This is a genomic window from Ruegeria sp. AA6 (assembly GCF_056542865.1).
Genome location: NZ_JBQGAN010000003.1, coordinates 121,081 through 133,311, shown reverse-complemented (window position 1 = coordinate 133,311; position 12,231 = coordinate 121,081). Strand labels below are relative to the sequence as shown.

General features: G+C 56.6%; 12 protein-coding genes. 3 read left to right on the top strand and 9 right to left on the bottom strand.

What is annotated here, in order from left to right:
• The 3 genes from ACR0LN_RS06565 (at position 1) to ACR0LN_RS06555 (ending at position 2,201) form a co-directional block, all read left to right on the top strand.
• A complete protein-coding gene (locus ACR0LN_RS06565) occupies positions 1-306 on the top strand; it encodes a chorismate mutase (RefSeq protein ID WP_480428531.1) in 306 nt (101 codons plus the stop codon).
• 52 nt (positions 307-358) lie between these two features.
• Positions 359-1,249 (top strand): bifunctional methylenetetrahydrofolate dehydrogenase/methenyltetrahydrofolate cyclohydrolase FolD, encoded by an 891-nt coding sequence (gene folD, locus ACR0LN_RS06560; RefSeq protein ID WP_480428530.1) that lies wholly within the window; start codon positions 359-361, stop codon positions 1,247-1,249.
• Positions 1,250-1,454: 205 nt separating this feature from the next.
• Complete coding sequence (locus ACR0LN_RS06555; RefSeq protein ID WP_480428529.1) at positions 1,455-2,201, top strand: LytTR family DNA-binding domain-containing protein; 747 nt, start codon at positions 1,455-1,457, stop codon at positions 2,199-2,201.
• A gap of 6 nt (positions 2,202-2,207) precedes the next feature.
• Here ACR0LN_RS06555 and pdeM read toward each other — a convergent pair whose 3' ends face one another.
• From pdeM to ACR0LN_RS06510, 9 genes are all read right to left on the bottom strand, one after another.
• Positions 2,208-2,870 (bottom strand): ligase-associated DNA damage response endonuclease PdeM, encoded by a 663-nt coding sequence (pdeM, locus tag ACR0LN_RS06550; RefSeq protein ID WP_480428528.1) that lies wholly within the window; start codon positions 2,868-2,870, stop codon positions 2,208-2,210.
• 41 nt (positions 2,871-2,911) lie between these two features.
• Entirely contained in the window at positions 2,912-5,323 is a 2,412-nt protein-coding gene (locus ACR0LN_RS06545) for a ligase-associated DNA damage response DEXH box helicase (RefSeq protein ID WP_480428527.1), read from the bottom strand.
• 40 nt (positions 5,324-5,363) lie between these two features.
• Positions 5,364-6,671, bottom strand: coding sequence for an ATPase (locus ACR0LN_RS06540; RefSeq protein WP_480428526.1), 1,308 nt, complete (start codon positions 6,669-6,671; stop codon positions 5,364-5,366).
• 117 nt (positions 6,672-6,788) lie between these two features.
• A complete protein-coding gene (locus ACR0LN_RS06535; RefSeq protein ID WP_480428525.1) occupies positions 6,789-7,334 on the bottom strand; it encodes a prepilin peptidase in 546 nt (181 codons plus the stop codon).
• A gap of 3 nt (positions 7,335-7,337) precedes the next feature.
• Positions 7,338-8,189, bottom strand: coding sequence for a tetratricopeptide repeat protein (locus tag ACR0LN_RS06530; protein WP_480428524.1), 852 nt, complete (start codon positions 8,187-8,189; stop codon positions 7,338-7,340).
• Positions 8,190-8,219: 30 nt separating this feature from the next.
• Positions 8,220-8,801, bottom strand: a complete 582-nt coding sequence (locus ACR0LN_RS06525) for a tetratricopeptide repeat protein (protein WP_480428523.1) — start codon at positions 8,799-8,801, stop codon at positions 8,220-8,222.
• Positions 8,802-8,820: 19 nt separating this feature from the next.
• The gene (locus ACR0LN_RS06520; protein WP_480428522.1) at positions 8,821-9,795 is read right to left on the bottom strand and encodes a type II secretion system F family protein; all 975 of its coding nucleotides are present in this window, start codon (positions 9,793-9,795) and stop codon (positions 8,821-8,823) included.
• Positions 9,796-9,805: 10 nt separating this feature from the next.
• Positions 9,806-10,774, bottom strand: coding sequence for a type II secretion system F family protein (locus tag ACR0LN_RS06515; RefSeq protein WP_480428521.1), 969 nt, complete (start codon positions 10,772-10,774; stop codon positions 9,806-9,808).
• A gap of 11 nt (positions 10,775-10,785) precedes the next feature.
• Positions 10,786-12,219: a TadA family conjugal transfer-associated ATPase gene (locus ACR0LN_RS06510; RefSeq protein WP_480428519.1), complete on the bottom strand. Its 1,434-nt coding sequence runs from the start codon at positions 12,217-12,219 to the stop codon at positions 10,786-10,788.
• Positions 12,220-12,231 lie beyond the last annotated feature (12 nt).

Below are 12,231 nucleotides of genomic sequence, written 5' to 3'. Positions count from 1 at the left end.
ATGCCCACTCTGACACCGCCGCAAGACTGTAACTCGATGCAGGACGTGCGGCTCCAGATCGACAACTTGGACCGCCAACTGATTGAGATGTTGGTGATCCGCGCAGGTTACATTGATCGTGCGTCCGCGTTGAAACCCGGTGAGGGGCTGCCCGCCCGTATCCCGGATCGCGTCGAAGAAGTGGTGCAACGCGTGCGCAAAAGCTCGGACGAGTTGGGCATGGACCCCGACCTTGCGGAAAAGCTCTGGCGTATTTTGATTGACTGGTCGATTGCCCGCGAAGAACGCGTGATCGGCCCCGACTGAACACACGGGCGCTTTGTGCGCCCGATCCGTTTTTGAAAGAAGGGATCAAAGGATGGTAGCGCAGGTTATCGACGGTAAGGCTTTTGCGGCCAAGGTTCGTGCTCAGGTGGCCGATCAGGTTGCAAAGCTGAAAGAGGAAAACGGCATCACCCCAGGTCTCGCCGTGGTTTTGGTGGGCGAGGACCCGGCCAGCCAGGTCTATGTCCGCTCGAAGGGCAAGCAGACCGTCGAGGTCGGCATGAACTCGTACGAGCACAAGCTGGACGTTGAGACTTCAGAAGAGGACCTGCTGGCGCTGATCGACAAGCTGAACAACGATCCGGCTGTACATGGCATTCTTGTGCAGCTGCCGCTGCCCAAGCATCTGAACGAAGATCTGGTGATCAACTCGATTGACCCGGCCAAGGATGTCGACGGCTTCCACATCTCAAACGTGGGTCTGCTGGGCACCGGTCAGAAGTCCATGGTGCCTTGCACTCCGCTGGGTTGCCTGATGATGCTGCGCGACTACCACGGCTCGTTGTCGGGTATGGATGCAGTTGTGATCGGTCGTTCCAACATCGTTGGCAAACCGATGGCGCAATTGCTGCTGGGCGATAGCTGCACCGTGACCATCGCGCATTCGCGCACCAAAGACCTGCCGGACGTCGTGCGCCGCGCCGACATCGTTGTCGCTGCTGTTGGACGGCCCGAAATGGTGCCGGGCGACTGGATCAAGGAAGGCGCCACCGTGATCGACGTAGGCATCAACCGGATTGAACGCGACGGTAAGAACAAGCTGGTCGGTGACGTCGACTACGCCAGCGCGGCTGAGCGTGCGGGCGCGATCACCCCGGTTCCTGGCGGCGTCGGTCCGATGACGATTGCCTGCCTGCTGGCTAATACTCTGACCGCCTGCTGCCGTGCAAATGGTCTGCCAGAGCCAGAAGGTCTGACCGCCTGATTGGCAGATAGCGTCGCTGACTATCGAGGCCGGAGAGTGGAAACACTCTTCGGCCTTTTCTTCATGAAGATCGCATTAAGTTTGAATCGCTGGGGTTTGAAGTATTTGAATTCGGTGATAAATAAATTATTCCAGCCGGTTACGTGATTTTGTTGCAGGTCGTCGGGTTTTGGGCTGGGCACCGCCGACCATTCACTGAGTGAGTATGACAGCCATATCAAGCCCAATTCTGTCCGCGCTCTCCTTGCGTCGAGTAATCGCGGGCGTTGCTTTCCCGCCGTTGCTGGCATGTGCTTTCCAACCCTTTCCTGATCTCTATTTAACCTATGATCAAAGGTTGGCGTTCTGGATCGGAGTGATGGGACTGGCGTTATGTGTGACATGGGTTGCGCGGTATTTGGTGCGGCGTTTTTTTCCCGATACGCATTTTTCCTGGCGCGACGTTGCCTTGGTAGTCGTCATTCTGGCGTTGTTTGTACCGCCCCTCTGGCTCATGTCGGTCCTGTTGATCACTGTAGGTGGGCAACAGGCACCGGGCCTTTTGTCAGTGGCGCCATATGGTGCGCTATTCGCCACCGGGTTGGTACTGGTTCGAGGCCATAGTCAGGTCGTCCCGACGCAGGAAACAGCTTCGCCTTCGGCTCCGCGTTTGGCAAATCGCCTGCCGGGTTCGTTTGCGGGCGAAGTTTACCGGCTTGCTGTTCGGGACCACGCCGTCGATGTGGTGACATCCGAGGGCACATTCACCATCCGATCAAGGTTTACCGACGCAATAGCTGAAATGGAGCCGGTTCCGGGACACAGCACGCACAGGTCGCACTGGGTGGCTGATGATGCCATAGTTGGGACCCAAAGGAAGGACGGTAAGATCTTCCTGCGATTGAAGAACAGCGATCTGGTTCCGGTCAGCCGAAAATACAAACCCCAATTGGAACAGGACGGGGTACTCTGATGTTCGCTACCGCGGCATTGGGATGATCCGAGGCTGCGGGCCCGTCAGTATCGCCAAAGCCTGCTTTTCCATAAGGGTATCCAACACATGATCCGAACATCGCATCCCGCCAGTATATGTGCCATAGGCAGGTAGGATCAGCCGTGTTTGATCCACAAGGAACGCCGGGCGGGTAATCGCGCGACCGCGCGTCCTTAGCCCGGCTTTGGGATGATAGTGGCCCGAAACTTCGGCTTGCGCTTGTTCTTCAGCGATATGGCGAAAGGTCAGGGGGCCAATTTTGCATTCCGATAGATGCGAGCCCCCCAGATCAATAGGGCCGGGATCGTGGTTGCCTTCGATCCAAACCCACCGGCGACCGGCTTGCAGAGCCATGATGTCGCGCTTTTCGGTCGTGTCCATCGCCACAGAGGCATCCAGATCGTCGAAACTGTCCCCCAGACAAATCACAGTGCCGGGATTTGTCGCGGTCATATCGGCAGTCAGGCGGGTCAGGGTCTCTTGACCGTCATAGGGCGGCAAGGTCGGGCCGCCCAAGCGCGCGATGCGTTCGGACTTGCCTAGATGCAGGTCTGAAACGCAAAGAAGTCGCTGATCCGGCCACCATAAGGCACCGGATCCCAACGCGCTGAGGGTTTGCCCCGCGAAAGTAAACGTTACTTCGTTCATGATCCGTTCTTTGCGCGTTTCGTGCTGTCGCGCAAGGGGTATCAGTTGGGGTCTAGGCCCGCAGCTTGTAACAGGCGGGCGCTTTCCTCGGCCAGAAGGCGTTCCTCGGCTGCTCCTTTCACCGGAACCTTACCAACTTCAAGAAAGAGCGGCGCGGCCAGAGGGGAAACCCGGTCCAGACGCAGAAGGTCAATCCGGTCACCGATACGGGCGATCATTGCTTCGATTCGACCAAAATCAACCAGCCCCCGCATCGCCTCTTCTCGGGTGATTTGCATGAGTAGGTGATCCGGGTCGTATTTCAGCAAGGTGTCATAAAGAATATCCGACGAAAACGTTGCCTGACGCCCGCTTTTGCGCTGTCCGCCGGTATTACGCTCGATCAGGCCAGCGATAGTGGCCGAGGCGCGGAATGTCCGCTTCATCACCGCGTTTCCGGCCAGCCATGTCTCAAGCCCGTCTCGCAGGGCGTCCAGTTGAAATAGCGGGCGGGGATCGGTCACTGCATCCAACCCCCAGATCAGAGTGGCATAGTCGGTTGCAACGAAACCCAGCGGAGCCAAGCCGGTTTCTTCCATCCGCTTGGTCAGCAGCAGGCCCAGCGTTTGTTGCGCGTTGCGACCGGCGAAACCGTAAACACACAGGTTCTCGCGCCCGTCGTTGGGAAAGCTCTCGATCAGCAGCCGGTCGCGTTGGGGCAGGCGGGACATGTCGCGCTGCAGGGCCAGCCAGTCGGCCGTGTGGGCGGGCAGTTGCGGCCAGTCGGGTTGCGAGAACATGCGCAGGATACGGTCGCTCAGTTGCGTTGAAGTGGCGAATTTCGTGCCCGAGAACACCGCCACTTTCGGTTTTCGATCTGCGCGGCGGCTAACCTCGACCACCATCTCGCGTAGCCCCTCATACCGCACGATCTGTCCGCCGATCAGGAACGTATCGCCCTGGGTGAGCGAGGCGGCAAAAGCCTCTTCGACCTCGCCCAGTGGTTTGCCACCGCGATTACGTTTCAGGCGCACTTTCAGCGTGTCAGTGTCCTGTATGGTGCCGAGGTTCATTCGGATGCGCTGTGCCGCGCGTGGGTCGCGTAGCTGCCACTGACCGTCGGGACGTTGTTGCAAACGCTGCCAGCGGTCATAGGCACGCAGGGCGTAGCCTCCGGTCGCGCAGTACTCCAGACAAGCGTCGAATTCTGTGCGGGGCAGATCTGCATAAGGTCCGGCGGCGGTCATTTCCGCAAACAGAGTGTGTGCGTCGAATGGCCCAGCCGCAGCAGCGATCAGGATATGTTGGCACAAGACGTCTCGGGGGCCGGGGCCGCGCGGCTCTCCGTCCAGATCATGCGCTTTGGCGGCCTCAAGTGCTGCGACGCATTCGACGACCTCAAATCTGTTTGCAGGCACCAGAAGGGCCTTGGAGGGCGCATTGTAGCGGTGATTGGCACGCCCGATCCGCTGCACCAGCCGTTTGACGTTCTTGGGCGCGCCGATCTGTATCACCAGATCCACATCGCCCCAGTCAATCCCCAGATCCAGAGAACCAGTACAGACAATGGCGCGCAGGTCCCCTCGCACCATAGCTGCCTCGACCCGTTCGCGCTGCTGTCGATCCAGACTGCCGTGGTGGATGCCGATAGGCAGACCGTCGTCGTTGGCCAGCCAGAGATTATGAAAGAAAATTTCGGCCTGCGCGCGGGTATTGTGAAAGATCAACGTGGTTTTGTGTTGCTTGATCTTCTCCAACACGGCCGGGATCGCGTAGGCTGCGCCGCCACCTGACCACGGTGGCATTTCCTGCGTTTCCAGCATTCGGATATCTGGGTCGGGGCCAGGGTCCGCTTGCACGATCTGACACGGGTCGGGATGCCTTGCCAGAAAACGCGCGATGGCCTCGGGGTCTTCGACTGTGGCCGACAACCCAACACGGCGCAGATCGGGGCATAGGGATTGCAGCCGTGCGAGGGCCAGCATCAGTTGATCGCCCCGCTTGCTTTCTGCCAGTGCATGGATTTCATCGATGATAACGCGTTGAACACCTGAAAACATCCGCGGGGCGTCCTCGTAAGACGTCAGCAGGGCAAGACTTTCCGGCGTGGTCAGCAGAATATGCGGAGGGTCCACGCGTTGCCGTTTCTTTTGGGTGGCCGAGGTGTCGCCGGTGCGGTCCTCAATCCGAATGGGCAGGCCGATCTCATCTGCTGGGCCGCGAAGGTTGCGGCGAATGTCGGCAGCCAGAGCCTTGAGCGGCGAGACGTAGATGGTGTGTAGGCCCGCATGGTCCTGCTCGGCCAGTTCCGCCAGAGTGGGCAGAAAACCGGCCATGGTCTTGCCGCCACCGGTCGGAGCGATCAGCAAAGTGGCCGGGTCTGACGCCCGGTCGAACATGTCTTGTTGATGAGGGTGGACGGACCAACCCTTGGCGGCAAACCAATCTGTGATCCGGGCGGGAATCTGCGTCATGCGCGCAGATTAAACGGCCCGTCAGGAGATTGGCACGGAGTTATTTGACGATTTTCTCGTCTTTGACGAACATGTTGGACCACGCCCGGTCGATCAGGTCGGGGCTCATCTGATAGGGGATGCCCTCGAACTCGCAGATCGAGATCATCTGGTCGATCAGGAAGATCGGCTGATAGTTCGCATAGATATTGTTGATGGTCGGGTATTTGACCTTCAGCAGATGGACCAAGGCAGCCTCGTCCAGCGGCATGCCGCGTTTGCGGGCCACCATGGCAAAGATTTTCAGGAAGTTTTCCTGGTTCGGTCCGTCGATCTTGATCTTGAAGAAGATCCGGCGCAGGGCCGCTTGGTCGAAGATTTCGTTCGGGTGGAAGTTGGTCGAGAAGATGACCAGCGTGTCAAAAGGTACTTCGAATTTTTCACCCGATTGAAGGCCGAGGATGTCCTTGCTTTCTTCCAAGGGAACAATCCAGCGGTTGATCAGCGCCTGCGGTGGTTCCTGCTGACGTCCAAGGTCGTCAACGATGAAGATGCCGCCGGTCGATTTCAACTGCAAAGGCGCCTGATAGGTCCGCGCCGTGGGGTTGTAGACCAGATCCAGCATGCTCAGCGACAATTCACCACCCGTCACCACGGTCGGGCGTTCGCATTGAACATAGCGCGAATCGAACCGCTTGAGGCGGCGCAGGCTGTTGGGGTCGTCGGGTTCCTGTTCGATCGCGGTGTGAACGATCGGGTCATAGACTGTGATCACCTGACCGGCATATTCGATAGCATAAGGGACATAAACATTGTCCCCCAGCGCGTCCCTGATCCCGTTCGAGATGGACGACTTACCATTACCCGGAGGGCCGTACATCAGGATCGAACGGCCCGCGCTCACCGCCGGACCCAAATGATCCAGAAGGCTATCGGGCAGAACCAGATGACCCATGGCGCCAACCAACTGATCGCGGGTCACCTGAATGTTGCGGATCGACTGGCGCTTAACCTGTTCGCGGTAAACATCCAGCGGCACGGGCATGGCGCCGAAATATTCAGACTGGCTGAGCGCGTCCAGCGCGCGGGCCTTGCCCGCGTCCGTTAACTGGTAACCCATTTCGTTGCCGCTGTTGGCGTTCAATGTACCTGTGGCCTCGATCAGCTTCTGCTCGCGGGCCATGTCGATCAGCTCTTGGGTAACGGAACCGGGTAGGCAAATTGCCTGAGCGATTTCAGAAACAGTATCGACGTTTTTGCGGAAGATCGTTTTCAGCATGATGTCACGCATCATGACGATGGGCAGTTTCATTTCTCCCAAACCCTTCGGGGCAGGGGGAGCCATAACTGATGTAGTCTGCATATTCATGAGCGTTGCCCGTCTATCCAGTATTCACGCCAAAAGCCCCCAGCAGGGCTAACTCAGTGAAATTTGGCGGGGCTTTGTGGCAGTACCATGGCAGCGGCAAGGCGGGTTAATGATAGTTTACGAGCCGTAAACAGTGCCTAAGATCAGATAGATGGCCAAGGTTCCCCCCAGTGGGAATCCCATAGGAAAATGTTTGGTTCTGTTCCAACTTTCCCAGTCCGGCGCAATATTTCGCAGCGGCGTTTTCTTGACCAATCGGTGCGTGACATAGGCTGCCAGCGTTGTTGTCGCGAGGATGACAAAGATCAGCCTCCAGTCACCTGACCAGACGAACGGAGACGCGGCCGCCAGGAACTTTGCATCACCAGCCCCCATCACGCCGGCTGCGTTAAGCAAAATGCCAAAGATCAGGATGACAACGATATGAAGCAAATGCCAGACATAGGGCGGCAGTGATAGGGACAGTGGCCCAACAGCTGCCGCTGTCCAGTCTGTCGCCCAAGGGGGCAAAACAAGCAGGCCGACTACGACAAAGACAAGGCTAAGCGCAACAACGGCGTGATTCTTGATCAGCATGTCCCGCAAATCGGTGAATGCCACGTAAAAACAGATTGGCAGAACAAACGGCAAGAACCACAGCGCAGCTTGCGCGGGAATGTCCATCAATCAGGCACCTTCTAGCGCGCGGAGCGAGCGGACGGCCTCATCAAAATGCTGCGGGTGGGTCGCGATAGCCTCACGAAACAGATTCTTCGCCGTTGTGACGTCACCTTGTTTGACCGCGGAAATTCCCATTGTATTCAGAAGCATGGCGCGTTCAACCTGCGTCATTGGCACAACAGGCATGCTGTAGTTACCCTGAGCCGCCCTAGCCAAAACCAAATTATTTTTGGCGGTAAAGAGAGATTTGTCCTGGCGGATCGCCTCGGTGAACAGACGTTCAGCCTCGGAATACTGGCCGCGGGTCAACTTGGAATAACCCCAATTGTTCATGACGCCACCGGGACGTGTCGTCAGACCAACCGCAGTTTCATAGAAATGATCAGCCCGTTTCCAATCCTGCGTGGAATCGGCGACGACAGCTTCAAGGCGATAGCGCTTGAAGGTTTCATAGGTTGGCGGAATGCTATTCAGGACCGACCGGGCTTGTCCCCAATTTCCAGCACGCACGAGGGCATCGGCATATTCGACTTTGTCGATATTCAATGTTCCCTTCATCGTCGTCACTTTTTTCCAGGCGGCGACGGCCTCGGTCGTTCGTTTCGCCCGGGTCAGAGAAATCGCCAGCCCGCGCTGAAGGTCAATCCGGCCCGGATTTTTGGCGGCGGCGCCTTGAAAGTAGGTGACTGCTTCGTTCGGATCTGCGGCGGTTAGCAGGACCTCGTTCAGGTTGGTCTCGTCAATAACGTTGACTTCCTGATACGTGCGTTCGACCTTTTCTTCTTCGGTCTCTTTTTCGCAGGCAGACAGTATCAACCCGCACATAGCGATTGGCGCAATCAAGAAATGTTGGCGCATTTTTTGCGTCCTTTACTGCTCTTGCCTGTGTCACGGGAGCTTGCGCAGCTTGAATTGACCGTCGCCTTGCTGCTCCAGCGTAAATTCTTGTTCTTGAGCGGTAGTATTAACAGGATTTTCCATTTTTGCGAGTGCTAAGCGCAGATTGTCTCGGATTGCGTCACTTTCGCCATTGTCCAGCGCATAGGCGCGTTTGAAGACTTGTGCGGCCTCAGGGTATTCGCCCAATTCCATCAAAACGACCCCCAGATTGTTCCAGGCGACGGGCCAATCAGGATTATCCTGGACCGCCCGGCGCAGCAGAGTTTCGGCCTGTCCCAAACGTCTGAGACCAAGGTTCGCTGTGCCCATGGACGTAAGTATCTGCGTGGTCATGCCCTGATCCAAGGCAGCGCGCGAGAATGAATCCAGCGCAAGTTCAAATTCGCCGGCTGCCATTAACCGATTCCCAACCGTTATTTCGTCTTCGCTTTGGCCCTTGGGGTCTATCCCAGGCGCGTCAAGGTCATTGTTCAGGCCCGTGTCAGTACAAGAGGCCACCATGGCGATTACCATGGCGGCCTTTAGTACGCGGCGTTTTCCGAAAGGGGCGCGTTTGTTTCTTGATATCATTCCGTTATCGGCCGCCAGCCTATTTCCCAAGTTCTGAGATTCCTTTCGCCGAAGGTCCGACCAGAATGACCAGCAAAGGCGGAACCGTCAGGATCATTGTGGCAAGTGTCATCTTTGTTGGCAACTTGTTCGCAGCCTCTTCGGCCCGCATGACGCGTTTGTCGCGCATTTCACTCGCATAGACCCGCAGCGCTTCGGCGATTGAGGTGCCGAATGTTGCAGACTGGATCATAACGGTCACGAATGCGCTGACGTCTTGAACACCACACCGCGTTCCAAAGTCGCGAAGAACCGTGTCCTTGTCTTTGCCAGCCTTCAATTCATAGGCAACAACCTCGAATTCTTGCGCGATCTCTGGGTAGGAAGTGCTCATCTCTTTTGCAACTCGAACGATAGCCTGATCGAGCGACTGACCGGCTTCAACGCAGACCAGCATTAGGTCTAGCGTGTCGGGAAAGCCCGCTGTGATTGCCTCATGCCGTTCTTCGACGCGACGAGTGATCCAGTATCGGGGTAAGAAGTACCCGGCAACCACTGGAATTATGACGCGGGTTCCCATCTGCGCAGGTGTGAACTCTTGACCGCCAGACAGCACCGTAACCAGCAGGACGCCAATCAAGATGCCAACGATCCCCAAAGCAAATTGGGCAAAGTGAAAGAAACGCACCGCATCTTTTGAGTGATAACCGGCTTGCCGCAGCTTGAGCTGGATTGCCGACAGTTCCTCTTCGTTTTGAGGTTCAAGAAATGTGGCGAACTTCTGCAGTTGCTCGTTGCGACTGGCATGACGGAGTTTGTCCTTTTTTGCCTTCTTGTCGACCTTGGGCGCAGAGTTTGCACGTTGGAGCTTTTTCAGCGGGTCCTCTGGCTGTTTCAGCATCAAGGAAACTGCAATCACGATCATCAACACCCCGAGAATTCCCAGGATGATAAGCGGACCGAATTCGCCCAAATGCTGTTTGATCAGGTCGTTGAGTGGGTTCAGAAATTCCATGGCACAGACCTCAGACCTTAATGTTGGTAAGGACGCGCATCACGACCAGGTTCAGCGTCAGCATGATGCCAACGAAGAAACAGGCAGGGATAAACAAGGCGTGATCCAGCACGTCATCATAATATCCGGGGTCCGTCACAAGAATGAACACCAGACAAAACAGTGGGAAGCCAGACAGAAACCTGCCGGACCATTGCGCTTCGGCAGTGATCGCTTTTACGCGGCGGAACAGGCGGAACCGAGCACGGATCACCTGCGCCAGGCCAGCCAGAATTTCTGCGAGGTTGCCGCCTGATTGCTGTTGGATGCCAACGGCAACGGCCAAGAAGCGAAGGTCCTGCATGTCCAGCCGCTCGGCCAGATCTTTTAGCGCTTCGCCCACGTCACGCCCATAGGCGCATTCGTCAGCAATAACACCAAATTCCGTGCCAAGAGGGTCCTGCACCTCGTTGGCGACAATCTGTACCGAGGACACAAACGGATTGCCTACACGCAATGAGCGGACCATCAATTCCACCGCATCGGGAAGCTGCTCTTCCATCATGCTCATGCGTTTATTGGCCTTGCGGCTCACCCACGTGTAAACCCCGCCAACACCAATCAAAATAGACAGCGCAACACGCAACACCATTTCCGTGGCGGTGCCGACGCTTAGGCCCACAAAGGCAAAGCAAGACACCAAGGCCATGACCAAGATCAGTTGCCGCGGTGAGAAGGCGATAGCCGCCTTTTGCGCCTTATCGGCCAACAAAGAATAGAGTGGAATGCTCTGAGATTTCATATGCTGCTGCATCTCTTTGCGCAGCTGTTCCAGAACCTGCTCTCGTCCGACGCCTTTATCCAGCATATCGAGACGCCGGTTCACGCGGCTGTTCAGGCTGATAGATTTGCCAAATGCTACCAGATAGATACCTTCGACCAGTGCGAACACCGCAGCGAAGATCACGACATATATGATCGCCTCAACAGGCAGTTGCATATTCAGATCTCCTACATAGTCGTTGGTTCATAGATCGAAGCGGGCAGGTCAAAACCCCATAGGCGGAAGCGCTCGGAATAGTGGCTGCGCACGCCGGTTGCGGTGAAGTGGCCGATGATCTTATTGTCTGGCGTCAATCCAACGCGTTGAAATTTAAAGATTTCCTGCATCGAGATCACGTCGCCTTCCATGCCGGTAATCTCGGTTATCGAGGTCATCCGACGCGATCCATCCTGCAAGCGGCTGGCCTGCACGATCAGGTTCACAGCGCTTGAGATCTGGCTGCGAACGGCTTTGATCGGCATCTCGATCCCAGCCATCGCGATCATGTTTTCCAGACGCGAGATGCCATCGCGGGCCGAGTTGGCGTGGATCGTGGTCATTGATCCATCGTGGCCAGTGTTCATAGCCTGCAGCATGTCAATAACCTCGGCGCCACGCGTCTCACCTACGATGATGCGGTCAGGGCGCATACGCAGAGCGTTTTTCAGACAGTCACGCGGGCTGACCTCACCTTTGCCTTCCACGTTGGGCGGGCGGCTTTCCATCCGGCCTACATGGGTCTGCTGCAATTGAAGTTCCGCCGTATCCTCGATGGTCAGGATGCGCTCAGCGTCGTCGATAAAGCTGGACAAGGCGTTCAGAGTTGTCGTTTTACCGGAACCCGTACCGCCTGAGACGATGATGTTCAGACGGGTCGACACTGCGGCCTGAAGATAGGCGGCCATCTCTTCGGTAAAGGCGCCGAAATTGACCAGATCGTCGATTCCCAGCTTGTCCTTTTTGAACTTACGAATAGAAACCAACGACCCGTCCACCGCAATTGGTGGCACCATCGCGTTGAAACGCGAGCCATCTGCCAGACGGGCGTCAACATAGGGGTTTGATTCATCGACACGACGGCCCACTGCGGACACGATCTTGTCGATGATCCGCATCAGGTGCTTTTCGTCCTTGAATGTAATGTCGCTGATTTCCAGTCTACCGTCGCGTTCCACAAAAATCTGCTGCGGGCCATTGACCAGAATATCGTTAACTGAATCATCTTGTAGCAGGGCCTCAAGCGGGCCGAGACCGGTAACTTCGTCGTAGAGTTCCTTGTTCAACTGCGAGCGATCTTCGCGGTTCAGAACAATATTTCGGGTTTCCAAAACCTCGCTGGCGATCGCGCTGATTTCCGCGCGCAGTTCAGCCTCGCCTGCGTTTTCAAGCGCTGCCAGGTTCAGGTTTTCCAGCAATTCCCGATGTAATTCGATCTTGATTTCACCCAAGCGCTCCTTGCGCTTGCGTTCGCGATCAGAACCTACCGGTTCTGCCGCTTTCTTTTGTAAGGGGCGCCTGGCGACCGCATTGGACGTCGGAGCCTTTTCTGCGACTGGCGCAGGCTTTGCGGCCGGAGTTTGAACCGGCTGTGCTTCGGGCTGTTTCTTGTAACGTGAAAACAAGGCGGCTCTCTC

Bases quoted from the DNA above. Each gene is read 5' to 3' on its own strand.
- ACR0LN_RS06565 (WP_480428531.1), top strand. From the start codon at position 1: ATGCCCACTCTGACACCGCCGCAAGACTGTAACTCGATGCAGGACGTG.
- ACR0LN_RS06545 (WP_480428527.1), bottom strand. From the start codon at position 5,323: ATGACGCAGATTCCCGCCCGGATCACAGATTGGTTTGCCGCCAAGGGT.
- ACR0LN_RS06520 (WP_480428522.1), bottom strand. From the start codon at position 9,795: ATGGAATTTCTGAACCCACTCAACGACCTGATCAAACAGCATTTGGGC.
- pdeM (WP_480428528.1), bottom strand. From the start codon at position 2,870: ATGAACGAAGTAACGTTTACTTTCGCGGGGCAAACCCTCAGCGCGTTG.
- ACR0LN_RS06515 (WP_480428521.1), bottom strand. From the start codon at position 10,774: ATGCAACTGCCTGTTGAGGCGATCATATATGTCGTGATCTTCGCTGCG.
- ACR0LN_RS06530 (WP_480428524.1), bottom strand. From the start codon at position 8,189: ATGCGCCAACATTTCTTGATTGCGCCAATCGCTATGTGCGGGTTGATA.
- folD (WP_480428530.1), top strand. From the start codon at position 359: ATGGTAGCGCAGGTTATCGACGGTAAGGCTTTTGCGGCCAAGGTTCGT.
- ACR0LN_RS06535 (WP_480428525.1), bottom strand. From the start codon at position 7,334: ATGGACATTCCCGCGCAAGCTGCGCTGTGGTTCTTGCCGTTTGTTCTG.
- ACR0LN_RS06555 (WP_480428529.1), top strand. From the start codon at position 1,455: ATGACAGCCATATCAAGCCCAATTCTGTCCGCGCTCTCCTTGCGTCGA.
- ACR0LN_RS06540 (WP_480428526.1), bottom strand. From the start codon at position 6,671: ATGAATATGCAGACTACATCAGTTATGGCTCCCCCTGCCCCGAAGGGT.
- ACR0LN_RS06525 (WP_480428523.1), bottom strand. From the start codon at position 8,801: ATGATATCAAGAAACAAACGCGCCCCTTTCGGAAAACGCCGCGTACTA.